This is a genomic window from Pseudomonas sp. GD03858, assembly GCF_029840925.1.
Taxonomy (GTDB): Bacteria; Pseudomonadota; Gammaproteobacteria; order Pseudomonadales; family Pseudomonadaceae; genus Aquipseudomonas.
Genome location: NZ_JAOCDM010000017.1, coordinates 43,338 through 67,435, shown reverse-complemented (window position 1 = coordinate 67,435; position 24,098 = coordinate 43,338). Strand labels below are relative to the sequence as shown.

Below are 24,098 nucleotides of genomic sequence, written 5' to 3'. Positions count from 1 at the left end.
CATGAGGCTTGGTGGTCATAGCCCCTGCAACAGGTCGGACATATCGTCCGCGTGCTCTTCCTCCTGCGCCAGGATGTCCTCGAAGATGCGCCGGGTGGTCGGATCCTTGTCGCCGATGTACTGGATGATCTCGCGGTAGCTGTCGATGGCGATGCGCTCGGCCACTAGGTCCTCCAGCACCATCTCCTTCAACGAACTGCCCGCCACGTACTGGGCGTGGGAATTTTTTGTCAGGTTGTCCGGGTCGAAATCGGGCTCGCCGCCCAGCTGCACGATGCGCTCGGCCAGCCTGTCGGCATGCTCGGCTTCCTGGGTGGCGTGCTCGAGGAACTCGGCGGCGGCGACGCTGGCCTTGATGCCGCTGGCCATGAAGTAGTGACGCTTGTAGCGCAGGACGCAGACCAGCTCGGTGGCCAGCGACTCGTTGAGCAGGCGCAGGATTTTCTCGCGGTCGGCCTGGTAGCCCTCGGTCACCGCGCCTTGCTCGACATGCTGGCGGGCACGTTCGCGCAGGGTCTGCACATCGGTCAGTTCAACGCTCATGTTCATCTCCGTAACGGTCAGGGTGGTCATGCGCCGGGTACGGCATCACTGTCTTCCTGGCGCTGCTTGCAGGTCTTGAAGCCCTTGGCGTCGACGTGGCCGGTGGCGTCGAAGCGCACGTAGTAGGGCTGCTGGTGGCCATCGCGGTTGAGGATGTAGTCGTTGCAGGTGCCGCCGTGGGGCAGGTCGATGGCATTCGATGGGCGACCGCCGATGGCGATGACCTTCTGCATGGTCATGCCATGCTCCACCTGCTTGACCAGCGGCTCGTCGCGGTAGGTGACGTAGTCCACCGGGTTTTCCGGGCGACTGCCGCAGGCTGCGAGGGTGGCGGTTGCCAGAAGGATGGCCAGGGTTCGCTTGTACATGGTCCCGCTCCTTGCTCAGGGTCTGTTCTGCTTGGAACCGCAGCGCGCGCCGGGAGTTCGATTGCGCTTGTCTTCGTTCGCGCTGTAGGGTGGACCGGTCTGTTCATGGATGAGGGCAAGGGTGATGAGTCAGGAGCTGGCCACGCACTATCCACTGGTGCTGGTGCCGGGCATGCTCGGGTTCGTGCGGGCGCTGGTGTATCCCTACTGGTTCGGCATCGTTCCGGCATTGCGCCGGGGCGGCGCGCAGGTGTTCCCGGTGCAGGTGTCGCCGCTGCATTCCAGCGAGGTGCGGGGCGAGCAGTTGCTGGGCATCATCGAGGACATCTGCCAGCGCACAGGGGCCGACAAGGTCAACCTGATCGGCCATAGCCAGGGCGCCCTCAGTGCCCGCTATGCGGCGGCGAAGCGGCCTGATCGGGTGGCTTCGGTGACGTCGGTGGCCGGCCCCAATCATGGTTCGGAACTGGCTGACCATCTCGAACGCACGGCACCGGGCGACTCAGCCCGGGGGCGGATTCTCAAGGCCGTACTGTATGGCTTCGCGGTATTGCTGGGTTGGCTGGAGACCGGCTGGCGCCGGGATCCTCTGCCGATCGATGTGCACGCCTCGCACCAGTCGCTGACCAGCGCCGGGGTAGCGCTGTTCAACCAGGCTTATCCACAGGGGCTGCCCGAGGTCTGGGGTGGCGAGGGGGCGGCGCAAGTGAACGGGGTGCGCTACTACTCCTGGTCCGGCACCTTGCAGCCGGGGCGTACCGACCAGGGCCTGAACCGTTTTGACGGCAGCAACCGATTTTGCCGGCTGTTCGCCCGTAGTTTCGTCAGGGAGAAGGGGCAATGCGACGGCATGGTCGGGCGGTTCAGTTCGCACCTTGGGCAGGTGATCGGTGATGACTATCCGCTCGATCACCTGGATATCGTCAACCAGTCGCTGGGCGCGGTAGGCAAGGGGGCCGAGCCGGTGCGGCTGTTTACCGAGCATGCCGCACGGCTCAAGGCTGCGGGGTTGTGAGAAGCCCGGGGCTGCTTCGCAGCCCTTTCGCGACACAAGGCCGCTCCTACAGGGGATGGCGTTCGTCTGTAGGAGCGGCCTTGCGTCGCGAAAGGAGCGCGCAGCGCTCCCCGAGTGCTAACGCCGTACCGGAGTGGTCCAACGCTCGGCCAGCAGCACGCCAACCAGTGTCAGCACACCGCCGACCAGGTGATAACTGGCCAGTTGCTCATCCAGCACCACCGCAGCAATCACCGCCGTGACCACCGGCAGCAGGTTGAAGAACAGCGTGGTCCGGCTAGGCCCCAGGCGATGCACCGCCTGCATCCACACCCGCGGCGCGACCATCGAGGCCAGCAGGCCGGCATACAGCACCAGGCCGATGTTGTGACCGTTCAGGCCGGTCTTGGGCGACAGCAGGAACAGCGGCAGCAACACCAGGATCGCCACCAGCACCTGCAGGTACAGCAGCTGCAGCGGTGGCAGGCGCAGCTGCCATTTTTTCAGCAGGAAGCTGTACAGCGCATAGGCGAGCGTGGCCACCAGCATCATCAGGTCGCCACTGTTCAGTCCCTGGTGCAGCAGCACGCCGGGTTGCCCGGCCGAGACCACCTCCAGCACGCCGAAGAACGACACCAGCGCGCCCAGCAGCGCGCCATAGCTCAGGCGCTGGCCGAGCCAGGCGATGGACAGGGCCAGCGACATCAGCGGCATCAGCGAGAGGATGATGCCCATGTTGGTGGCGCTGGTGATGGCCGCGGCGAAGTACGCCAGGCTTTGGTAGATGGCCATGCCCAGCACGCCCAGCACGAAGATCTTGCCCAGGTGCGGGCGGATGGCCGCGCGGTTGCGCCAGACCTGCGGCAGCAGGAAGGGGGTGAACAGCAGGCCGGCCAGCAGCCAGCGGTAGAAGCCGATCTCGGCGGGGAAGATGGCCCCGGCGGACATCTTGGTGACCACGGTGTTGCCGGCCCAGATGAGGATGGCGATAAGGGGGAAGAGGTAGTTCATGAGGTATCTCGGATAACAGTGAAACGCTGTGGGAGCGGGCTTGCCCCGCGATGGCGTCAGTCGGGCCGACATCGTTGCCTGGTCGGTCGCCATCGCGGGGCAAGCCCGCTCCCACAGGGAGGGTGTGATGCCTGCCATTATCGCTTGTCTGTTAAAATGCCTATACTCCCATCCAGACAACCCGTCCCGTGAAGCAGACAGCATGGCCCGCAAATACCTCGACATCCCCCAATTCGACCAACTCCCCGCGCCGGTCTACTTCCGCTACGACGAATTCGGCGCCGATACCCACAGCCCGCCGCACCGCCACCCCTGGGGCCAACTCAACTACGCCTCCCATGGCCTGATGCACCTGGACGTCGAGGGCCAGCGCTTCATCTCGCCGCCGCACTACGCCGTCTGGGTGCCGCCGGACACCGAGCACGGCTGCTACAACCCCCAGGCCATCATCTACCGTTCGGTCTACCTGGAGCGCGGCCTGTGCGCCGAACTGCCCGCGCAGCCCTGCAGCCTGGTGATCAGCGACATCCTCAAGGCGATCCTCGGCGACTTCGCCCGCCGTGACCTGCACATCGCCCAGGACGAGCGCGACCAGCGCCTGGTCCAAGTACTGGTCGACCAGCTGCACCTGGCGCCGGCCCAGACCTGCTACCTGCCGTTCGCTCGTAGCGACGGCCTGCGCCAGGTGCTCGAGGCCCTGCACGCCGAGCCGGGCGACAACCAGCCGCTCGCCCATTGGGCGGCGCAGGTGCATGTCAGCGAGCGCACCCTGGCCCGGCAGTTCCTGCGCGAGCTGGGCATGAGCTTCGGCGAATGGCGCCTGCGCCTGCGTTTTCTGCGGGCGATCGAGGCGCTCGAAGCAGGCTCGTCGATCCAGGCGATTGCCTTCGATCTCGGCTACAGCAGCGCGTCGGCCTTCATCGCCATGTTCCAGCGCCAGGCCCAGTGCACGCCGGAACAGTACCGGCGGCGGGCGCGCACGGAGATGTAAGAAAACTTGTCTACACTCTGCACGACGAGCGCGCATCCGGCGCGCGGACAAGGAGACCACTCCATGAAGCTGCTGCACGTACCCCTGCTGGTGTTGGGCATGTTGATCGCAGGGCAAGGATTCGCCGCCACCGCGCAACAGGAAAAGATGAAGACCTGCAACGCCGACGCCACTGCCAAGGCGCTCAAGGGCGATGAGCGCAAGGCGTTCATGAGCACCTGCCTGAAGAAGGACGTGCCGCAGACCCAGCAGGAGAAGATGAAGACCTGCAACGCCGACGCCACCACCAAGGCGCTCAAGGGTGACGAACGCAAGAGCTTCATGAGCGACTGCCTGAAGAAGAAATGACCTGTGCCTATGCCTCTGTCGTGAACGCTGGCAGACTGCGGGACTTTCCGCTGTCTGCCGTTGAGGCTGTATGACTTTCACTCCCCGCCAGGTCACCCTGGCCAGCTGGATCATCGTCATGGCGGGCCTGTTGCTGGCGCTGCCGTTGAAGCTGCTGCCGAGCCTGCTGGCCGGCCTGCTGGTCTACGAATTGGTCAACATGCTCACCCCCAGGTTGCAGCCGCTGATCGCCGGGCAGCGCGCGCGCTGGCTGGCGGTGGCGCTGCTCGGCACGCTGGTGGTGAGCACGCTGACGTTGCTGATCGCTGGTGCCTTCAGCTTCCTGTTGCACGAGGCCGAGAACCCCGGCGCCTCGCTGGACAAGTTCATGGGCCTGGTCGAGCGCGCCCGTGGTCAGCTGCCGCCGTTCATCGAAGGCTACCTGCCGGCCAGCGCGGCGGAGTTCAAGGTGGCCATCGGCGACTGGATCAAGAGCCACCTGAGCGACCTGCAACTGGTGGGCAAGGGCATGGCGCACATGTTCGTGACCCTGCTGATCGGCATGATCCTCGGTGCCATCGTCGCCCTGCAGCGTCTGCCCGACCTGTCCCGGCGCAAGCCCCTGGCGGCGGCGCTGTTCGAGCGCCTGAGCCTGCTGGTGCAGGCGTTTCGCAACATCGTTTTCGCGCAGATCAAGATCTCCCTGCTCAACACGGTGTTCACTGGGATCTTCCTGGCGGTGGTGCTGCCGCTGTTCGGCGTGCACCTGCCGCTGACCAAGACGCTGATCGTGCTGACCTTCCTGCTTGGGCTGCTGCCGGTGATCGGCAACCTGATGTCCAACACCCTGATCACCATCGTCGGCTTGTCGCTGTCGATCTGGGTGGCGGCGGCGGCGCTGGGGTACCTGATCGTGATCCACAAGGTCGAGTATTTCCTCAACGCGCGGATCGTTGGTGGGCAGATCAGTGCCAAGGCCTGGGAGCTGTTGCTGGCGATGCTGGTGTTCGAGGCGGCGTTCGGGCTGCCGGGGGTGGTGGCGGGGCCGATCTATTACGCCTACCTGAAGAGTGAGTTGAAGCGGGCGGAGTTGGTTTGAGTGGCAAGCTGCAAGCTGCAAGCTGCAAGCTGCAAGCTGCAAGGAAAAGCGGATCCTAGGCAACCCTCAGATCGCTTGTAGCTTGTAGCTTGTAGCTTGTAGCTGCTCTTCAGCCGTAACGCTTGCGCGCCTCGATCGCCAGCCCGCTGCCGATGCTGCCGAAGATGTTGCCTTCCACATGCCGCGCATTGGGCAGCATCGCCGCCACGCTGTTGCGCAGCGCCGGGATGCCGCTGGAACCGCCGGTGAAGAACACTGTGTCCACCTGCCCCTCGCTCACGCCCGCCTTGGCCAGCAACTCGCTCACGCTGCCACGCACCCGCTCCAGCAGCCCATCGATGGCCTCCTCGAACAGCGCCCGGGTCAGCTCCGCCGACAGCTCCGGCTCGATACGGCCAAAGTCGATGCTACGGCTGTCGCGCTCGGTCAGCTCGATTTTGCTGGCCTCCACCTCCATCGCCAGCCAGTGCCCGGCGCGCTGCTCGATCAGCTTGAACAGTCGGTCGATGCCCAGCGTGTCCTCGATGTCGTAGCGCATGCTGCCCAGGGCCAGCTGCGACTTCTGCGCGTACAGCGCGTTGATGGTGTGCCAGGTGGCCAGGTTGAGGTGGTAGCTGGTGGGCATCAGCGCGCCGCTCTTCATCCGGCTGCCGTAGCCGAACAGCGGCATCACGCCCTGCAGGCTCAGCTGCTTGTCGAAGTCGGTACCGCCGATGTGCACGCCGCCGGTGGCAAGGATGTCGTCCTGGCGCTCGGCCACCAGGTGGCGCTCCGGCGACAGGCGGATCAGGGTAAAGTCCGAGGTACCACCGCCGATATCGACGATCAGTACCAGCTCTTCACGGCTGATGCCCGACTCGTAGTCGAACGCAGCGGCGATCGGTTCGTACTGGAACGACACGTCCTTGAAGCCGATCTTGCGCGCAACCTCCGCCAGGGTGTCCTCGGCCTCCTGGTCGGCGGCCGGATCTTCGTCGACGAAGAACACCGGGCGGCCCAGCACCACCTGGTCGAACTCACGGCCCGCGTCGGCCTCGGCACGCTTCTTCAGCTCGCCGATGAACATGCCCAGCAGGTCCTTGAACGGCAGGGCGCTGCCCAGCACGCTGGTGTCGTGCTTGATCAGCTTGGAGCCCAGCAGGCTCTTGAGCGAGCGCATCAGGCGGCCTTCGTAGCCCTCCAGGTACTCGTGCAGGGCCAGGCGGCCATACACCGGGCGACGCTCCTCGATGTTGAAGAAGACCACCGACGGCAGGGTGATCTTGCCGTCTTCCAGGGCGATCAGCGATTCGACGCCCGGGCGGTGCCAGCCGACCGTGGAGTTGGAGGTGCCGAAGTCGATGCCGAGGGCGCGGGCCGGGGATACGTCAGACATGGGGGAGTGCTTCCGGAGGCAAAACGGCCGCGCAGTTTATGCCAGTCTGCGGCTAAATCAAGACCGGTCGTCTGCGATAGCGCATCCCCGGATGAACCTTGAAAGGCTATGCTTGACCCCAATCTTCAGTAGCAATACGTACATTCACATCGGTGACCCCCAGATGGACTTCAAAGACTACTACAAGATACTCGGCGTCGAGGCGAGCGCGGACGAGAAGGCGATCAAGGCCGCGTACCGCAAGCTCGCGCGCAAGTATCACCCCGACGTCAGCAAGGAGCGCGACGCCGAGGACAAATTCAAGGAGGCCAACGAGGCCTACGAAGTGCTGGGCGACAAGGAAAAACGCGCCGAGTACGACGAGATCCGCAAGTACGGTGGCCAGCATGGCCGGCCCTTCCAGGCGCCGCCTGGCTGGGAGTCCCGCGGCGGTGGCGGCGGTGGCTTCGAGGGCGGCGACTTTTCCGATTTCTTCAGCTCGATCTTCGGCGCCCGGGGCGGCAATCCCTTCGGTGGCGGTGGCCGGCAACAACACAGCGCTGGCAGGCGAGGGCAGGACGTGGAACTGGAACTGGCGGTCTTCCTCGAGGAAACCCTCAACAAGGAATCCAAGCAGATCAGCTTCCAGGTGCCGCAGACCAACGGTGCCGGGCAGCGCACCGGGTTTACCACCAAGACTCTGAACGTGAAGATCCCCGCCGGGGTGACCGACGGCGAGCGCATTCGCCTCAAGGGCCAGGGCGCGCCGGGCGTGGGCGGTGGCGCCAATGGCGACCTGTTCCTGACCATCCGCATGGCACCGCACCCGCTGTTCGATGTCGAAGGCCATGACCTGATCATCACCGTGCCCCTGGCACCGTGGGAAGCGGCGCTCGGCGCCAAGGTGGCCGTGCCGACCCTGACCGGCAAGATCAACCTGACCATCCGCCCCGACAGCCAGAGCGGCCAGCGCCTGCGGGTCAAGGGCATGGGCCTGTTGAACAAGCAGGGCGAGCGCGGCGACCTGTACGCCCAGCTCAAGGTGGTGATGCCTGCCCAATCCGACGACGCAGCTCGCGCATTGTGGACCCAGCTCTCCGAGAAAGCCGCGTTCAACCCGAGGACTCAATGGAGTAAGTGATCATGAGCAGCACCCTGATCGTTCAACTGGACATGCGTACCCTGTGCCAAGAGGCTGATGTGTCGGCCGACTGGGTGATCGAGATCGTCGAACACGGCATTGTCGAACCGTCGGGGCGAACGCCCGAGGAGTGGGTGTTCGACGACCGCGCGCCGGTGACGTTGAAGCGCGCGGTGAAGCTGCATCAGGAGCTGGAACTGGAGTGGGAAGGGGTGGCGCTGGCGTTGGAACTGTTGGAAGAGGTGCAGCAGCTGCGCAGTGAGAACAGCATGTTGAAGCAGCGGTTGGGCAGGTTTACCCAGATGTGATGGGTATGACCTGTGAAATCCTGGGGCTGCTGCGCAGCCCTATCGCGACACAAGGCCGCTCCTACAGGAGATCGCGGTCGCCTGTAGGAGCGGCCTTGTGTCGCGATAGGGGCGCAAAGCGCCCCCAAGTTCACGAGACTTTCGCGATGACTTTGAAGTACAGCACTGTTGCCCGGTACACGCCTTCAGGCCCGCAGGCATAATCCGGAATCTCCCCCGCCTTGTTGTACCCCTGCGCCCGATAGAACGCCTCCGCCCCGGACCCCGCCTCGGTATCGAGAAAAAGCATCCCCCGCCCGATCCGCCGCGCCTCGGCCTCCAGCGCGTTCATCAACTGCTGCCCCAGCCCACGCCGCCGAGCATCGCTGTGCACCAGCAGCTTCTGCACCTCGGCCCGGTTCAAACCATTGGGTTTCAGGCACAAGCCCAGTTGCACGCTACCCAGCACCTCCTGCCCCTGGGCAATGACCCAGAGCAGTTGCTCGCCACCGGCCAGCTTTGCCTTCAGATCATCAAAGTAGGCCTTGGCCTGCTGCTCGTCGATATCGGCCAGAAACCCCACCGACGCGCCCTGGCGCACCGCATCGAGCAAAAGGGCCACCAGCCCGTCGCGGTAGTACGCCAGGCCTTCGTGGGTGACGCGGTGCAACTGGGCGGTGTTCATGGGCTTCAGGTCCTTGAAGGGGGAAGGGTGTTGTCATCCAGGTAAAGCTGCATGAAGGTCAGGTCCAGCCAGCGCCCGAACTTCACCCCCACCTGCGGCATCTGCCCGGTGATGCTGAAACCCAGGCGTTCGTGCAGGCGAATCGACGCGGCATTGCCGCTCTCGATGGCGGCGACCATCACATGCTTGTCGCAAAGACGCGCCTGCTCGATCAGCGCGGCCATCAACACAGGGCCCAGGCCCTTGCCGCGCTGGTCGCCACGCACGTACACCGAATGCTCGACGGTATGTCGGAAACCTTCGAACGGCCGCCAGTCACCAAATGAGGCATAGCCCAGCACGCCGCTGTCGTCCACCGCCACCAGGATCGGATAGCCCTGCTGCGCGCGGGCCTCGAACCAGGCCAGGCGGTTGCCCAGGTCCACCGGGGTTTCGTTCCAGATCGCCGTGGTATTGGCCACGGCGTCGTTGTAGATGTCGAGGATGCCCGGCACGTCGTCGATCAGGGCGTCGCGGATCTGGTAACTCATGACAGCGTCTCGCAAGGGAAGTGGTTGCAGATTAAATGGTAACCAGGCCGCGCACACCTTCGGCCTGCATGTTTTCACCCCGGCCGCGCTGGACGATCTCGCCGCGGGCCATGACCAGGTACTGGTCGGCCAGCTCCTCGGCGAAGTCGTAGAACTGCTCCACCAGCAGGATGGCCATGTCGCCCCGGTCGGCCAGCTTGCGGATCACCGCGCCGATCTCCTTGATCACCGACGGCTGGATGCCTTCGGTGGGTTCGTCGAGGATCAGCAGGCGCGGGCGGCTGGCCAGGGCGCGGCCGATGGCCAGCTGTTGCTGCTGGCCACCGGAGAGGTCGCCGCCACGGCGTTGCTTCATCTGCTCCAGCACCGGGAACAGTTCGTAGATGAAGGCCGGCACTTCCCGTGCCTCGCGGGCGGGGAAGCGCGACAGGCCCATCAGCAGGTTTTCCTCGACGGTCAGGCGCGGGAAGATCTCGCGGCCCTGGGGCACGTAGGCGATGCCGGCGTGGACCCGTTGCTGGGGCTTGAGCGTGGTGATGGGCTTGCCTTCCCATTCCACGCGGCCCTCGCGGGCCGGCAGCAGGCCCATCAGGCAGCGCAGCAAGGTGGTCTTGCCCACGCCGTTGCGGCCCAGCAGGCAGGTGACCTCGCCGACCTTGGCCTCGAAGGACAGGCCGCGCAGGATGTGGCTGCCGCCGTAGTATTGGTGCAGGGTGTCGATTTTCAGCATGTTCTGCCCTTGAGTCGTTCAATTCGTGGGAGCGGGCTTGCCCCGCGATAGCGTCAGGCCAGGGAATGATGTTGGCCGGGCGGACGCAATCGCGGGGCAAGCCCGCTCCCACGTTGCCCGCATTGCCCTACCGCCCGAGGTACACCTCGACCACCCGCTCATCCTCCTGCACCTGCGCCAGCGATCCTTCCGCCAGCACACTCCCCTGGTGCAGCACCGTCACATGGTCGGCAATGCTGCCGACGAAGCCCATGTCATGCTCCACCACCATCAGCGAATGCCTGCCTGCCAAAGAGCGGAACAGCTCGGCGGTGAACTCGGTCTCGGCATCGGTCATCCCCGCCACCGGCTCGTCGAGCAGCAACAACCTCGGCTCCTGCACCAGCAACATGCCGATCTCCAGGAACTGCTTCTGCCCATGGGACAGCAACCCCGCCTGGCGCTGTGCCAGGGGCAGCAGGCGCAGGGTGGCCAGCACCTCCTCGATGCGCTGGCGCTGCTCGCCGGACAACCGCGCCACCAGGCTTGCCCACACCGACTTGTCGGCCTTGAGCGCCAGCTCCAGGTTTTCGAACACCGTCAGCGCCTCGAACACCGTGGGCTTCTGGAACTTGCGGCCGATGCCGGCCTGAGCGATCTGGTACTCGCTCATGCGTGTCAGGTCGAGGGTGTCGCCGAAAAACGCGGTACCTGTATCGGGGCGGGTCTTGCCAGTGATCACGTCCATCATCGTGGTCTTGCCGGCGCCGTTGGGGCCGATGATGCAGCGCAACTCGCCGACGCCGATGTACAGGTTCAGGTCGTTGAGCGCCTTGAAGCCATCGAAGCTGACGCTGATGCCCTCCAGGCTCAGCACCGTGCCGTGGCGGGTGTCGAGCCCAGCCTCGCGGCGCCGACCGAGGCCGATGGCCTCGCGACCGCTGCCGATCTGGTCGAAGATCGGTTCCAGCATGAATTCCGGATGCACCGGGGGCACGCTTCTCATGGCTGGCTCCTTTTCTTCACAAGGCCGACCACGCCCTTGGGCAGGTACAGGGTGACGAGGATGAACAGCGCGCCGAGGAAGAACAGCCAGAACTCGGGGAACGCCACGGTGAACCAGCTCTTCATGCCATTGACGACGCCTGCGCCAAGCAGCGGCCCGATCAGCGTGCCGCGCCCGCCGAGCGCCACCCACACGGCGGCTTCGATGGAGTTGGTCGGCGACATCTCGCTGGGGTTGATGATGCCCACCTGCGGCACGTACAGCGCCCCGGCCAGGCCGCACAGCACGGCGCTGAGCACCCACACCAGCAGCTTGAAGCCGCGCGGGTCGTAGCCGCAGAACATCAGGCGATTCTCGGCGTCACGCACGGCAGTGAGCAGGCGCCCGAACTTGCTCTGGGTCAGGCGCCAGCACAGGAACAGGCTACCCAGCAGCAGGCCCACGGTGAGCAGGAACAGCACGGCCCGGGTGCCTTGGGAGGCGATGTCGAAGCCGAGGATGGTGCGAAAACTGGTGAAACCGTTGTTGCCGCCAAAGCCAGTCTCGTTGCGGAAGAACAGCAGCATGCCGGCGAAGGTCAGGGCCTGGGTCATGATCGAGAAGTACACACCCTTGATCCGCGAGCGGAAGGCGAAGAAGCCGAACACCAGGGCCAGCAGCCCCGGCGCCAGCACCACCAGGCACAGCGCCCAGGCGAAATGCTGGGTGCCGGCCCAGTACCAGGGCAGCTCGCTCCACGACAGGAAGGTCATGAACCCCGGCAGGCCGTCGCCCGCCGCCTGGCGCATCAGGTACATGCCCATGGCATAGCCGCCCAGGGCGAAGAACAGGCCGTGGCCCAAAGACAGTAACCCTGCGTAGCCCCACACCAGGTCCAGTGCCAGGGCGACGATGGCGTAGCAGAGGATCTTGCCGACCAGGGTCAGGGTATAGGCCGAGACCTGCAAGGCGTGCCCGTCGGGCAGCAGCGACAGCAGCGGCAGGGCCAGCAGCACCAGGACGACAACGGCGCCGACGGCCATTGAAACCCGGGTGCCGACCTTGCGCGAGGCAGTGACAATCAATGGCTGGTTCATCAGTCGATTACCCGTCCCTTGAGGGCGAACAGGCCTTGCGGGCGCTTCTGGATGAACAGAATGATCAGCGCAAGGATGAGGATCTTGCCCAGCACCGCACCGATCTGCGGCTCCAGCAGTTTGTTGGCGATACCTAGCCCGAACGCTGCCCACAGGCTGCCGGCCAACTGGCCGACGCCGCCGAGCACCACCACCAGGAACGAGTCGATGATGTAGCTCTGACCCAGGTCCGGCCCCACGTTGCCGACCTGGCTCAGGGCCACGCCGCCGAGCCCGGCGATACCGGAGCCGAGGCCGAAGGCGAGCATGTCGACGCGGCCGGTCGACACCCCGCAGCAGGCCGCCATGTTGCGGTTCTGGGTGACGGCGCGCACGTTCAGGCCCAGCCGGGTGCGGTTGAGTAGCAGCCAGGTGAGCAGCACCACCGCCAGGGCGAAGCCGATGATCACCAGGCGGTTGTATGGGAGCACCAGGTTGGGCAGTACCTGGATGCCACCGGACAGCCAGGCCGGGTTGCTCACCTCGACGTTCTGCGCGCCGAAGATCAGGCGCACGGCCTGGATCAGGATCAAGCTGATGCCCCAGGTAGCCAGCAGGGTTTCCAGTGGCCGGCCATACAAGTGGCGGATCACCGTGCGCTCCAGGGCCATGCCGACCCCGGCGCTGACGGCGAAGGCCACCGGCAGGGCGATCAACGGATAGAACTCGATGGCGCCGGGGGCATAACGTTGCAGCAGCACCTGGACCATATAGGTGCTGTAGGCGCCGAGCATCAGCATCTCGCCGTGGGCCATGTTGATCACCCCGAGCAGGCCGAAGGTGATTGCCAGGCCCAGCGCCGCCAGCAGCAGGATCGAGCCCAGTGACAGGCCGCTGAAGGCCTGGCCGAGCAGTTCGCCGACCAGCAGCTTGCGCTGTACCTGGGCCAGGCTGGTTTCAGCGGCGGTGCGCACGGCGGCGTCGGTTTCGGCGTCGGGTTGTAGTAGCGCTTCGAGGCGGGTGCGGGCCAGCGGGTCGCCGGTTTCGCCGAGCAGGCGCACGGCGGCCAGGCGTACCGCGGGCTCGCTGGCGCCCAGTTGCAGGTTGGCCAGGGCCAGGCCGAGGGCGGCGTGCACGGCGGCGTCGGGTTCGCTGGCGAAGCGGCGGTCGAGGAAGGCCATCTGCGCCGGTTGCGCGGTTTTTTGCAGTTGTTGGGCGGCGGCCAGGCGGATGCTGGCTTGGTCGCTGAACAGCTGATGGCTGGCCAGGGCGTTGTCGATCAGGCCGCGCAGGCGGTTGTTCAGGCGTAGCTTGCGTATATCGTTGTCGGCGATGCGGCCTTGGCGCAGGTTTTCCAGCAGCGGCAGGCGGGCGGCATCGGGTTGCGCGGCCCAGGTTTCGAGCATGTTGGCCTGTTCGGCGGGCTTGGCGGTAAGGAAGAATTCGCCCTCGCTGGCTTGGGTGGCCAGGGGTAGAAGCAACAATAGTGTGAGCAGGAGTCTGAGCATAAGGGCAGTCCTGGAAAATCGGCGGTGGATTCATCGCGGGGCAAGCCCGCTCCCACGCCGTACCCACATGGGTGAGGGGGCAGGCGTGGGAGCGGGCTTGCCCCGCGATGGCGTCAGTTGCCTTTCACCGCATAGTCAGGCCGCTTGTCATTCCCCGGAATGAACGGGCTCCAAGGCTGCGCCCGCAGCGGCTGTTCGGTCTGCCACACCACGCTGAACTGCCCGTCATCCTGGATTTCGCCGATCATCACCGGCTTGTGCAGGTGGTGGTTGCTCTTGTCCATGGTCAGGGTGAAGCCCGACGGCGCTTTGAAGCTTTGCCCGGCCAGCGCCTCGCGCACCTTGTCCACATCGGTGCTGCCGGCCTTCTGCGCCGCCTGCGCCCACATGTGGATACCGACGTAGGTGGCCTCCATCGGGTCGTTGGTCACCGCCTTGTCGGCCCCCGGCAGGTTCTTGGCCTTGGCGTAGGCCTTCCAGTCGGCGACGAACTTCTGGTTGACCGGGTTATCCACGGACTCGAAGTAGTTCCACGCGGCCAGGTGCCCCACCAACGGCTTGGTGTCGATGCCGCGCAGCTCCTCTTCTCCCACCGAGAACGCCACCACCGGCACGTCGGTGGCCTTCAGCCCCTGGTTGGCCAGCTCCTTGTAGAACGGCACGTTGGAGTCGCCGTTGACCGTGGAAATGACCGCCGTCTTGCCCCCGGCCGAGAACTTCTTGATGTTGGCGACGATGGTCTGGTAATCGCTGTGGCCGAACGGCGTGTACACCTCTTCGATGTCCTTGTCGGCCACGCCCTTGCTGTGCAGGAAGGCGCGCAGGATCTTGTTGGTGGTGCGCGGGTAGACGTAGTCGGTGCCCAGCAGGAAGAAGCGCTTGGCGCCGCCGCCGTCCTCGCTCATCAGGTACTCGACGGCCGGGATCGCCTGCTGGTTGGGCGCCGCGCCGGTGTAGAACACGTTCGGCGACATCTCTTCACCCTCGTACTGCACCGGGTAGAACAGCAGGCCGTTGAGCTCCTCGAACACCGGCAGCACCGACTTGCGCGACACCGAGGTCCAGCAGCCGAACACCACCGCGACCTTGTCCTGTGTCAGCAGCTGGCGGCTCTTCTCGGCGAACAGCGGCCAGTTGGACGCCGGGTCCACCACCACCGGCTCCAGCAGCTTGCCGTTGACCCCGCCCTTGGCGTTGATCTCGTCGATGGTCATCAGCGCCATGTCCTTGAGCGAGGTCTCGGAGATCGCCATGGTCCCGGACAGCGAATGCAGGATGCCGACCTTGATGGTCTCGGCGGCCTGGATGCTCCAGCTCAGGCCCATCGCGGCGATCGATGCGCTGAGGGTAAAGGCCTTGATCAGACTGCGTCGCTTCATGTGCTCACTCCGATGTGATGGTGGGTGTTGGCCTAGTTGGAGAGTGCAAAGGCTGTGCCGAGCGATGGAATGTGCGTGATAGAGCGGTTGTGCGACGAATCGGGGCGCGGGGTGGGGCCAGGATGGTGCTTGCAGGTTGGGCCTGCACAGGATTGGGGCCGGGGGCGATGAACACTTTTGACACATAAGCACTACTTGAGTACCGTGCCGCACCGCAGTAGTTTCTGCGGTTCGGGATTGGCGTCCCGCTGTCAGAACCGGGCACATCGCACCTGCGATAGCGTGTCCTGCATGGTTGCACCCGTTATGGGCGGAGCCGTGTGTGGGAGCCTTCGGGCTCACCGGACCTTCTGACCGGCAACGCCAACCCGCACGGCTCCGTCCACCCATATTGGCGTATGGGCACGGAGAGACACTTCAGAAGGCTGCAAGGAGTAGCACCATGCTCAAGAAGATCGTTCCAGATCCACCGTTCGCATTTGTTGATATCGCCACCTTTCATCGAGAGGTGCAGCCATGAGCCAGGAATCGCTGGTCAACCACAGTCCCCGCCAATCACGTCCCGTCACTGCTTGTTCCCACTTCGGCACCTGCAATCACGCCCATGATCCGATTCTCTCGGTACGTGCTGGCGTTGATAGCGAGGATGCGCTGGTGTGCGCCGTGGCGGCGTTGAAGGCGGCGTATGAAACCAATGCCGCAGCGCTGGAGAAGGCGGGGGAGCCGTTGCGCAGTTTGCTGACGGCGACCGAGAACTCGCTGGAGAAAGGCCTGGCGTTGGCCGAGGCGGTGCTCGAGGGATTGGAGCAGGCTTAGTGCCTGGCTGAACATCCTGGGGCTGCTGCGCAGCCCTTTCGCGACACAAGGCCGCTCCTACAGGGGAACGCAATCTCCTGTAGGAGCGGCCTTGTGTCGCGAAAGGGCCGCGCAGCGGCCCCATTGGCCAGATCAGTTGTTAGACGCTTCACGCACCGACGCACGCGGCTGACGCCTGCTGCGCACAAACTGATAGGTCACCGCCAGAATCACGAACCAGATCGGCGTCACCACCAGCGCCGAGCGCGTATCCGCCTCCAGGCTCAACAGCACCAGAATGCCGGCAAAGAACACCAGGCACACGTAGCACATGAAACGCCCGCCGGGCATCTTGTAGGTGGACTGCTCATGCAGCGCCGCGCGCTGTTTGCGGTAGCTCAGGTACGACAGCAGGATCAGCGTCCACACGAACATGAACAGCACCGCCGACACCGTCGTCACCAGGGTGAAAGCTTCGATCACATTGGGTACCAGGTAGATCAGCACCGCGCCCAGCAGCAGGCAGGTGCAGGAGAAGTACAGGCCGTTGGCCGGCACCGCGCGGCGCGAGAGTTTCTCGAACGCCTTGGGCGCATCGCCCTCCTGGGCCAGGCCGAACAGCATGCGGCTGGTGGAGAACACGCCGCTGTTGGCCGACGAGGCCGCCGAGGTGAGCACCACGAAGTTGATGATGCTCGCCGCCGCCGGCAGGCCGGCCAGCACGAACAGCTCGACGAACGGGCTCTTGCCCGGCACCACGTCGCGCCATGGCGTTACCGCCATGATCGCGATCAGCGCCAGCACGTAGAACACGATGATGCGGATCGGGATCGAGTTGATCGCCCGCGGCAGGGTGCGCTCGGGGTTCTTCGCCTCGGCGGCGGTGGTGCCCACCAGCTCGATGCCGACGAAGGCGAACACGGCGATCTGGAAACCGGCGAAGAAGCCCAGCATGCCGTTGGGGAACATGCCGCCGTCATTCCACAGGTTGGCCAGGGTGGCGGTGTGGCCTGCTGGCGACTGGAAGCCGGTAACGACCATGTACAAGCCGGTGGCGACCAGGCCCATGATGGCGATGATCTTGATCAGGGCGAACCAGAATTCCATCTCGCCGAACATTTTCACCGTCACCAGGTTCAGCGACAGCAGCAGGGCCACGCAGCTCAGCGCCGGTATCCACTGTGGCAGGTCCGGGAACCAGAATTGCGTGTAGGCGGCGATCGCCACCACGTCGGCGATGCCGGTGACCACCCAGCAGAACCAGTAGGTCCAGCCGGTGAAGTAGCCGGCCCAGGGGCCGAGCAGGTCGGCGGAGAAATCGATGAACGACTTGTAGTTGAGGTTCGACAGCAGCAGCTCGCCCATGGCGCGCATGACGAAGAACAGCATGAAGCCGATGATCATGTAGACGAAGATGATCGACGGGCCGGCCAGGCTGATGGTCTTGCCCGAGCCCATGAACAGGCCGGTGCCGATGGCGCCGCCGATGGCGATGAGCTGGATGTGGCGGTTGGTCAGGTTGCGTTGCAGGTGCTGCTCTTCGGAGGGTGTCTGGGAGGTCCGGGTCATAGGCTGCATTCCATTGAGGGTCAGTCTTTTTGTGAGCGAAAGCCGAGTAGGCTATCACGTCGCGTTCCGATCGCGGGTGCGGCAGATCGGCACGATCTTGGCGGTGCAGCGCGGTCGGGGACATGATCGCGGTCAATGGATGGATCACACATCCTGGGGCTGCTGCGCAGCCCTTTCGCGACACAAGGCCGCTCCTACAGGCGACCGCGTCCCCTGTAGGAGCGGCCTTGCCGAGGCGTCGGGCCGGTCGGAAAGGGGCGCAACGCGCCCCCGGCAATCTCAAATCTGGACCATGGCCCGGCGTCTCACCACCAGGCTATCCACCACCCACATCACCACCATCGAAACCCCCACCAGCGGGAAGGCGACGCCCAGCACCACCATCACCCCCACCGCCATCTTCCAGCGCGGCAGGTCATGACGCAGCGGCGGCACCCCCAGCCCACCGGCCGGCTTGCGCTTCCACCACATCACCAGCCCGCTCACCGAGCCCAGCAGGATCATCAGGCACACCAGCAGGATGACGATCTGGTTTAACGGCCCGAACATCTTGCCCTCATGTAGCATCACCCCCAGCTCCGTGGCACGCGCCACCGGGCTGTAGTCCTGCCAGCGCACATCGGCCAGCACCTTTGCGGTGTACTGGTCCACATGCAGGGTGGCGTCGTTGCGCGGATCGTCGGCGAATACCGCGATGGTGAACACGCCGTCGGCACTGGTCGGCAGGGTGATGCTGTAGCCCGGCTCGACCTCGCGCAGATCGGCGATGTTCTCGACCTGCTGCAGGCTGACCTGCGGCGCGGCGGGGGCGTGATCCATCATGTGATGCCCGGCATGCTCGGCATGGGCACCGGACACCGGCATCGGGGTGTTCTCCATGGCCCACGGCACGGTCTGGCGATGGGCGCTGTTGAGGTCGCGGGCTTCTTTATCGGACTTGGGCACGTCATTCCACATGGCCGCCGGAAAGCGGTTCCACAGGTCGGCATACTGCTTGCCCCACAGCCCGGTCCAGGTCATGCCGCTGATCAGCATCAACAGCAGCAATGCCGAACCCCAGAAGCCGGTGACGGCATGCAGGTCGCGCCACAGCACACGGCCGCGTGCGCTCAGGCGTGGCCACAGCACCCCGGCGCTGCTGCGCCCGCGTGGCCACCATAAATAGAGGCCGGACACGACCAGGACGATGCCCCAGCCGGCCGCCAGTTCCACCAGCCGGTCGCCGACCGTGCCGACCATCAGTTCGCCATGCAGGGCGCGGGCGATGGCCTGCAGGTTCTGCTTGCCGTCCTGTTCGCCCAGTACCTTGCCGCTGTACGGATCGACGAAGACGTTCAGCTCGCGACCGCCATCGTGCACCACGAACTGCGCGCTGCGCTCGGCGCCTACCGGTGGCAGGTACTGCCCCACCTGACCCTGTGGATAAGCCTGGCGCACGTTGGCCAGCAGCGTATCGGCGTCCTGTCGGTGATGGCCGGCCTCGACCACCATCAGCTCGCGATACATCAACGGATCGAGCTGCGGCTTGAACAGGTAGATGATCCCGGTGATCGCCAGCAGGATCATGAACGGCGCCACGAACAGCCCGGCATAGAAATGCCAGCGCCACGCAAGGTTGTAGAAGGAAACGTTTGGTTTGCTCATATGAGCCTCCCGTAGACCTTAAGTGGGCGCGGTCAGGCCCCGCGCCCGTTTGTTGTTGTCAGAAGCTGAAGTCGACCTTGGTCCAGAAGGTCCTGCCTGGCTCGTTCACCGGGTCCGTGGCGTTGGCCGGGTAGCCGAACCCGGCGTTCCCGGCCAGGTTCAGGTGCTCGGCGTAGGCCTTGTCGAACAGGTTGTCGACGCCCGCGCTGAGCTTGAGGTTGTTGTTGACCTTGTAGGCGCCGTTGAGCGAGAACACGCCGAAGCCTGAGCTGGTGTCATAGTCCTTGCCGACCACATTGCCTTGGTTCTGGGCGATGCGGTTCTGCTCGGCCACCAGGCGCCACAGGGCGCCGACGCTCCAGGTGTCGTGGCTGTAGGTCAGACCCAGGCGGCTTTCCAGCGGTGGCATCTGTGGCAGGGCCTTGCCGTCGCTGCTGTTCTTGCCCCAGGCGTAGGCCAGGGTGGCGTCGGCCTTCCAGTTTTCGGTCAGTTTGTAGGCCGCGCCCAGTTCGCCGCCCATGATGCGCGCATCGATGTTCTGCGCCTGGGAGGTGAGCGAACCCATCATGTTGCGCTGGTAGTCGAACAGGATGTAGTCGCGGACCTGACCGACGTAACCCGAGGCCCAGGCTTCCAGGCGTTCGTCGCGGTACTGGATGCCGAAGTCGAGCTGGGTGGTCTTCTCTGGCTTGATGCCGTCGAAGGCGTTGACCGAGCCGGCCGGGGCGCGCTTGGGCGAGAACAGCTCCCAGTAGTCGGGGAAGCGCTGGGTGTGGCCCAGGCCGATGTAGGTGGTGGCCGGGATCGCCGCCAGGTCGTGCTCGTAGCGCACGAAGCCGCTGGGCAGGGTGTCGGCGCGGGTATCGCCCTCAGTGGCGCTGCCCTTGCGGAAGTCGCGGGCCGAGGCACGGTCCAGGCGAGCGCCGGTGACCAGGCGGTCCTCGCCGGTCGCATACCAGGTGAGCTCGCCGAAGGCGCCGTAGTTGTGGAAGTCGGCGTCCTTGGTCCAAGGCTGGCCCTTGTGTGCGTTGACGCCCATGCCGCCGCGCTGGCGATGCTCGTTGGTCTGCGCGTCGATACCGCTGATCAACTGCACGTCGGCCCAGCGCCAGGTGGCCTTGATCCGCGCGCCCATGGTGCGGCGGTCGACGTTGCTGACCATGGGCATGCCCATCATGCCGGTGCCCGACGGTGTGCGCAGGGTATAGTTGTCCATTACATGGTCGGCGTAGTTGTAGTAGACCTGCGCCTCGACCTTGTCGAGCACCTCGCCGAGGTTGGACTTCTCGAAACGCAGCCCCAGGCTTTCGCGCTTGAACTGCGAGCCGTCCATGCCGCGCCCGGCGGAGCGGGCTTCGCCATCGCCCTTGCCGGCGGTCAGTTCCAGCAGGGTGTCGGCGTCCGGGGTCCAGCCGAGGCTGACGTCGCCGTTCCACTTGTCCCAGCGCGAAGGCACGGTGTCGCCGTTGCCGTCCTCGAAGTCGTCCGAGTGCGACTGGTTGCCGATGAAGCGCACGTAGCCGAGCTGGTTGCCGGCCGCGGCGTCGAGCACCTTGTCGAAGCGGCCGTTGGAGCCGGCCAGCACGCTGCCGTTGACCCGGCTGCCCAGCTCGCCGAACTTCTCCGGTTCACGCTCGAACAGGATGGTGCCAGCGGAGCCGCCCGGGCCCCAGATCACGCTCTGCGGGCCTTTGATCACCGTGAGGCGGTCGTAGGTCTCCGGCGAGATATACGAGGTCGGGGCGTCCATGCGGCCAGGGCAGGCACCGAGCATCATGCCGCCATTGGTGAGGATGTTCAGGCGCGAGCCGAACATGCCGCGCAGCACCGGGTCGCCATTGGTGCCGCCGGCACGGATCACCGAGAAGCCGGGAATGGTCTTGAGGTAGTCGCCGCCGTCGCTGGCCGGTACGGGCTGGCGCGGGTCCTTGGGGTTGGTGACCACGGTCAGCGGCGAGCTGGGGGCGATGGCGGTGATCACCGTCGGGCTCAGCTCGGCCGGGTCGTGCACATGGCCTTCATGGCCGGTTTCGGCGGCAAGGGCCAGTGGCGCGAGCAGCGAGCCGCAGAGCACGGCGACGGTGCCGCGCAGGGAAAGGGCAAAAACAGGGGTGCAGCCGGACATAATGATTCCAGTCGATCAGTCATGAGTCAGCGCGAAGCCTCCTGGCTTCGGGCGTTTAGCGTGTGGTGTTCAGGCGACGATCGAACGGGGCGGCGCGCGGCTGCGGGCGCCGGGGAATACAGCCTGCCGGGCATGGCCCTGGCGCGTGGCGACGGTGAGGTGGCTGGGTGGGGTGATGCTATCCGCGCTGAGCGGGCTGAGGGTCTGGGGCAGGGCGGGGCAGTTGAACAGCAGGCTGCAGTAGCCGCACTTCTCCCACATCACATGCAGTTGGCCGTCGTTGCCGTGGCCGTGGTGCTCGTCGTGACCGTGCGCCATGGGCATGCTCATCGACATGTCCATGGGCATGGACATGCCGGCGTGGTGCTCCATCGGCATCGACTGGGAAACCAGCGGGCCGATGAAGATCATCCACATGGCGAACAGGCTCAGCCAGCCGCCACCGACGCGCCTGCGATCAGGGCGGGTAGTGCGGACGGAGCTGTAGCGCGGCAGGCTCATGGTGAGCGCCAGTCAGTCGATCAGGTCAGTGCGCGTGCTCGTGCGCGGCCTGCTCGGCCGGTGGCTGCTTCTGCACGGCGACTTCGACGGTGATGTCACCGGCCTTCTCGAAGTGCAGGGTCAGCGGGAAGCGCTTGCCGTCGGTCAGCAGGCTGCGGTCCTTGGGTTGCATGATCATCACGTGGTAGGCGCTGGGGGCGAAGGTCAGGTCCTTGCCGGCGGGTACCACCACGCTTTGCACCTGCTGCATCTTCATGGCGCCGGTTGAGCTCATCGCATGCTCGTGCAACTGGGCGTCGGCGCTGATCGGCGTGTCCGCCGAGAGCAGGCGGTCGTCGGTCTTGCCGTTGTTGTGCACGACGAAATAGGCCGCGACGTTGGGCGCGTTCGGCGGCAGCTCCAGCGACCAGGGGTGGGCGATGTGCAGGTCGCCTTTGCTGTATTCGTGGGCGTTGGCATAGGCGCCGGGCAGCAGCAGGGCGGCCAGGACGAGGGCTTGCTTGAGCATGGGTGAGTCTCCGATCTGTTGAGGTTCAGGCAGACAGCGTAGTGAACTCAGGTCAGCGGAGAGGCACGGGGGTTGAGCGCGGGCCATAGCTGGCGCGGCGTAGGTTGGTAGTCGGCGAGTTGCGCAGAGTGCCCCGCAGGCAGCACGGGCGGATTGTGCAACTGCGGCGGGTAGCCTGGCAGGGCCAGCAAGGGCGCGGCGCCCAGGCAGCACCAGCAGTTCATCATGCTGGCGCTGTCGTCGCTTTGCGTCCCTAGGTCGATCTTGGCCAGGGCCTGGACATCGACCTTGGCCTTGCCGGCCATGCTGGAACAGAAAGCCCCCCACAGCAGCTGCTCGGCCGGGCCTTTCGGCGCGGCGGAGGACAGCGGCATGGCCAGCAGGTTGAACAGCACTGCGAAGCAGGCTATCCAGGCAATGTGCCGACGTGGGGGCATGGAGAGATCCGGTCAGGAATCGTGATGGCTATTGTACGGCGGAGTATAGGTAAAAATGCCAGGGTGCGGTGAAGTGCCGCACCTGGGGGCTGCTGCGCAGCCCATCGCGACACAAGGCCGCTCCTACAGGGGGATGCGATCGCCTGTAGGAGCGGCCTTGCCGAGGCGTCGGACCGGTCGGAAAGGGGCGCAAAGCGCCCCCGGCGTTATCAGACCTTGCCACGCCCCAGCAGTCCACGCACGGTTTCCTGCAGATCAGCCGGCAGCACCACGACTTTCGCATTGTCGCTACCCGCCAGGTTCTCCATCGCCCCAATGTAACGCTCACCCAGCAGGTACATGGCCGGCACGGTCTCGCTGCCCACCGCTTCCTTGACCAGGGTGATCGCCCGCGCCGACGCCTCGGCCAGGTTGACCTGGGCCTCGGCATCCAGCTTGGCCGCCTGCAGGCGCGCCTCGGCTTCGAGAATCGCCGCCTGCTTGTTGCCTTCGGCACGGGTCACGTCGGCCTTACGCTCACGCTCGGCAGCGGCCTGGCGCTCCATGGCGGTCTGCATGCTCGGCGATGGCTTGATGTCCTGGATCTCCACCGAGCGCACGGTCACGCCCCAGTCTTCGGTCTGCTCGGACATCGCCTCGCGCAAGCGTGCTTTGATCTGCTCGCGGCTGGACAGCGCTTCGTCCAGGTCCATGGCACCGACGATGGCGCGCAGCGAGGTCATGGTCAGGCTGGTGACGGCGAACGAGAAGTTCTGCACGCCATACGAGGCCTTCTGCGGGTCGACCACCTTGGCGAAGCACAGGGCGTTGGCGACGATCACCGCGTTGTCCTTGGTGATGATCTCCTGCTGCTGCACGTCGAGGATGATGTCCTTGGTCGGCAGGCGGTAGGCGACCACGTCCATGTACGGGATGACGATGTTCAGGCCCGGCTTGAGGGTGCTGTGGTAGCGGCCCAGGCGCTCGACGATCCACTCCTCGCCCTGGGGCACGATGCGCACCCCCTTGAACACGGTGATAAGAACGAATGCGGCGAGGGTGCCGACGACGATGAGGCTGGTCATGCTGCGAACTTCCTTTTAGTGCGGATTCAGGCCCGGGTGACCCGGGCGGTGTTGCCTTCGATGGCGGCCAGGCGCACGCGCTCGCCGGCGGGGATGTCGTTGTCGGCGACGCAGGTCCATTCCTCGTTGCCGAGGATGGGCTTCTGAAAGCGCACCCGGCCTTTCTGGAACTGCGAGACATTGGTGGTCAGCAGGCCGACCTCGCCGATCACGCTGTCGGCGGTCCAGCGCACGTCCGGCTTCTTGCGGCGGAACACCTTGAACCAGAGCACGGTGGTGATCGATGAGAACACCACCCACAGCAGGCCCTGCATATCGAGTTGCAGGCTGGGGGCGAGCAGCGAGACGAGCGACACCAGCACGGCACCGACGCCGAACCAGAGGATGAAGAAGGTGGGGAGCACCAGTTCCAGCAGGATCAGGGCCACGCCGAAGACGAGCCAGATCCACCATTGCATTTCCATATGG

General features: G+C 65.2%; 26 protein-coding genes. 7 read left to right on the top strand and 19 right to left on the bottom strand.

Annotation, left to right across the window (positions count from 1 at the left end; all coding sequences use genetic code 11):
• Positions 1 to 15 precede the first annotated feature (15 nt).
• Together N5D48_RS07455 and osmE are read right to left on the bottom strand one after the other, a co-directional pair.
• On the bottom strand, positions 16 to 543 hold the full coding sequence (locus tag N5D48_RS07455; RefSeq protein ID WP_279882727.1) for a ferritin-like domain-containing protein: 528 nt from the start codon (positions 541 to 543) through the stop codon (positions 16 to 18).
• A 26-nt stretch (positions 544 to 569) separates the two neighbouring features.
• Complete coding sequence (gene osmE, locus N5D48_RS07450; RefSeq protein WP_279882725.1) at positions 570 to 911, bottom strand: osmotically-inducible lipoprotein OsmE; 342 nt, start codon at positions 909 to 911, stop codon at positions 570 to 572.
• Positions 912 to 1,035: 124 nt separating this feature from the next.
• Between osmE and N5D48_RS07445 the strand changes: the two genes are divergently transcribed.
• Positions 1,036 to 1,926: a triacylglycerol lipase gene (locus N5D48_RS07445; RefSeq protein ID WP_279882723.1), complete on the top strand. Its 891-nt coding sequence runs from the start codon at positions 1,036 to 1,038 to the stop codon at positions 1,924 to 1,926.
• Positions 1,927 to 2,043: 117 nt separating this feature from the next.
• On the opposite strand, the gene N5D48_RS07440 is transcribed toward N5D48_RS07445, so the two are convergent.
• Positions 2,044 to 2,916, bottom strand: a complete 873-nt coding sequence (locus N5D48_RS07440) for a DMT family transporter (RefSeq protein WP_279882721.1) — start codon at positions 2,914 to 2,916, stop codon at positions 2,044 to 2,046.
• A 202-nt stretch (positions 2,917 to 3,118) separates the two neighbouring features.
• Here N5D48_RS07440 and N5D48_RS07435 point away from each other — a divergent pair, with 202 nt between their 5' ends.
• The 3 genes from N5D48_RS07435 (at position 3,119) to N5D48_RS07425 (ending at position 5,333) form a co-directional block, all read left to right on the top strand.
• Positions 3,119 to 3,907 (top strand): helix-turn-helix transcriptional regulator, encoded by a 789-nt coding sequence (locus N5D48_RS07435; RefSeq protein ID WP_279882719.1) that lies wholly within the window; start codon positions 3,119 to 3,121, stop codon positions 3,905 to 3,907.
• 63 nt (positions 3,908 to 3,970) lie between these two features.
• Complete coding sequence (locus tag N5D48_RS07430) at positions 3,971 to 4,255, top strand: PsiF family protein (RefSeq protein WP_279882717.1); 285 nt, start codon at positions 3,971 to 3,973, stop codon at positions 4,253 to 4,255.
• 70 nt (positions 4,256 to 4,325) lie between these two features.
• Positions 4,326 to 5,333 (top strand): hypothetical protein, encoded by a 1,008-nt coding sequence (locus N5D48_RS07425; RefSeq protein ID WP_279882715.1) that lies wholly within the window; start codon positions 4,326 to 4,328, stop codon positions 5,331 to 5,333.
• A gap of 109 nt (positions 5,334 to 5,442) precedes the next feature.
• Here the strand turns inward: N5D48_RS07425 and N5D48_RS07420 are convergent, their stop codons facing one another.
• Positions 5,443 to 6,708: an Hsp70 family protein gene (locus N5D48_RS07420; RefSeq protein ID WP_279882713.1), complete on the bottom strand. Its 1,266-nt coding sequence runs from the start codon at positions 6,706 to 6,708 to the stop codon at positions 5,443 to 5,445.
• 163 nt (positions 6,709 to 6,871) lie between these two features.
• Here N5D48_RS07420 and cbpA point away from each other — a divergent pair, with 163 nt between their 5' ends.
• The gene (gene cbpA, locus N5D48_RS07415) at positions 6,872 to 7,828 is read left to right on the top strand and encodes a curved DNA-binding protein (protein ID WP_279882711.1); all 957 of its coding nucleotides are present in this window, start codon (positions 6,872 to 6,874) and stop codon (positions 7,826 to 7,828) included.
• 2 nt (positions 7,829 to 7,830) lie between these two features.
• On the top strand, positions 7,831 to 8,136 hold the full coding sequence (locus tag N5D48_RS07410; RefSeq protein WP_011535907.1) for a chaperone modulator CbpM: 306 nt from the start codon (positions 7,831 to 7,833) through the stop codon (positions 8,134 to 8,136).
• Between the two features lie 130 nt (positions 8,137 to 8,266).
• Here N5D48_RS07410 and N5D48_RS07405 read toward each other — a convergent pair whose 3' ends face one another.
• The 7 genes from N5D48_RS07405 to urtA form a co-directional block, all read right to left on the bottom strand.
• Positions 8,267 to 8,800 (bottom strand): GNAT family N-acetyltransferase, encoded by a 534-nt coding sequence (locus N5D48_RS07405; RefSeq protein ID WP_279882709.1) that lies wholly within the window; start codon positions 8,798 to 8,800, stop codon positions 8,267 to 8,269.
• A 5-nt stretch (positions 8,801 to 8,805) separates the two neighbouring features.
• Complete coding sequence (locus tag N5D48_RS07400; RefSeq protein ID WP_279882707.1) at positions 8,806 to 9,330, bottom strand: GNAT family N-acetyltransferase; 525 nt, start codon at positions 9,328 to 9,330, stop codon at positions 8,806 to 8,808.
• Between the two features lie 31 nt (positions 9,331 to 9,361).
• Positions 9,362 to 10,060 (bottom strand): urea ABC transporter ATP-binding subunit UrtE, encoded by a 699-nt coding sequence (gene urtE / locus N5D48_RS07395; protein ID WP_050707108.1) that lies wholly within the window; start codon positions 10,058 to 10,060, stop codon positions 9,362 to 9,364.
• A gap of 127 nt (positions 10,061 to 10,187) precedes the next feature.
• A complete protein-coding gene (urtD, locus tag N5D48_RS07390) occupies positions 10,188 to 11,045 on the bottom strand; it encodes an urea ABC transporter ATP-binding protein UrtD (protein ID WP_279882705.1) in 858 nt (285 codons plus the stop codon).
• Positions 11,042 to 12,121, bottom strand: coding sequence for an urea ABC transporter permease subunit UrtC (urtC, locus tag N5D48_RS07385; RefSeq protein ID WP_279882703.1), 1,080 nt, complete (start codon positions 12,119 to 12,121; stop codon positions 11,042 to 11,044). Before urtC ends, urtD begins: the two co-directional genes overlap by 4 nt.
• On the bottom strand, positions 12,121 to 13,608 hold the full coding sequence (urtB, locus tag N5D48_RS07380) for an urea ABC transporter permease subunit UrtB (RefSeq protein WP_279882701.1): 1,488 nt from the start codon (positions 13,606 to 13,608) through the stop codon (positions 12,121 to 12,123). Before urtB ends, urtC begins: the two co-directional genes overlap by 1 nt.
• A 113-nt stretch (positions 13,609 to 13,721) precedes the next feature.
• Positions 13,722 to 14,987 (bottom strand): urea ABC transporter substrate-binding protein, encoded by a 1,266-nt coding sequence (gene urtA, locus N5D48_RS07375; RefSeq protein ID WP_279882699.1) that lies wholly within the window; start codon positions 14,985 to 14,987, stop codon positions 13,722 to 13,724.
• 516 nt (positions 14,988 to 15,503) lie between these two features.
• Between urtA and N5D48_RS07370 the strand changes: the two genes are divergently transcribed.
• Positions 15,504 to 15,803 carry a hypothetical protein gene (locus tag N5D48_RS07370; RefSeq protein ID WP_279882697.1) on the top strand — a complete coding sequence of 100 codons (300 nt, stop codon included), beginning with the start codon at positions 15,504 to 15,506 and terminating at the stop codon, positions 15,801 to 15,803.
• 132 nt (positions 15,804 to 15,935) lie between these two features.
• Here the strand turns inward: N5D48_RS07370 and cycA are convergent, their stop codons facing one another.
• The 8 genes from cycA to N5D48_RS07330 all read right to left on the bottom strand — a co-directional run bounded on the left by cycA (position 15,936) and on the right by N5D48_RS07330 (position 24,094).
• Entirely contained in the window at positions 15,936 to 17,351 is a 1,416-nt protein-coding gene (gene cycA, locus N5D48_RS07365; RefSeq protein ID WP_279882695.1) for a D-serine/D-alanine/glycine transporter, read from the bottom strand.
• Positions 17,352 to 17,630: 279 nt separating this feature from the next.
• Positions 17,631 to 18,995, bottom strand: a complete 1,365-nt coding sequence (locus N5D48_RS07360) for a PepSY domain-containing protein (protein WP_279882692.1) — start codon at positions 18,993 to 18,995, stop codon at positions 17,631 to 17,633.
• Positions 18,996 to 19,053: 58 nt separating this feature from the next.
• Positions 19,054 to 21,120, bottom strand: a complete 2,067-nt coding sequence (locus N5D48_RS07355) for a TonB-dependent copper receptor (RefSeq protein WP_279882690.1) — start codon at positions 21,118 to 21,120, stop codon at positions 19,054 to 19,056.
• A gap of 69 nt (positions 21,121 to 21,189) precedes the next feature.
• Positions 21,190 to 21,621 carry a DUF2946 domain-containing protein gene (locus N5D48_RS07350; RefSeq protein ID WP_279882688.1) on the bottom strand — a complete coding sequence of 144 codons (432 nt, stop codon included), beginning with the start codon at positions 21,619 to 21,621 and terminating at the stop codon, positions 21,190 to 21,192.
• A gap of 25 nt (positions 21,622 to 21,646) precedes the next feature.
• On the bottom strand, positions 21,647 to 22,129 hold the full coding sequence (locus N5D48_RS07345) for a copper chaperone PCu(A)C (RefSeq protein ID WP_279882686.1): 483 nt from the start codon (positions 22,127 to 22,129) through the stop codon (positions 21,647 to 21,649).
• A gap of 47 nt (positions 22,130 to 22,176) precedes the next feature.
• Positions 22,177 to 22,566: a DUF2946 domain-containing protein gene (locus N5D48_RS07340; RefSeq protein WP_279882684.1), complete on the bottom strand. Its 390-nt coding sequence runs from the start codon at positions 22,564 to 22,566 to the stop codon at positions 22,177 to 22,179.
• Between the two features lie 209 nt (positions 22,567 to 22,775).
• Positions 22,776 to 23,630: an SPFH domain-containing protein gene (locus tag N5D48_RS07335; RefSeq protein ID WP_262952530.1), complete on the bottom strand. Its 855-nt coding sequence runs from the start codon at positions 23,628 to 23,630 to the stop codon at positions 22,776 to 22,778.
• A gap of 26 nt (positions 23,631 to 23,656) precedes the next feature.
• Positions 23,657 to 24,094 carry an NfeD family protein gene (locus N5D48_RS07330; RefSeq protein WP_279882679.1) on the bottom strand — a complete coding sequence of 146 codons (438 nt, stop codon included), beginning with the start codon at positions 24,092 to 24,094 and terminating at the stop codon, positions 23,657 to 23,659.
• Positions 24,095 to 24,098 lie beyond the last annotated feature (4 nt).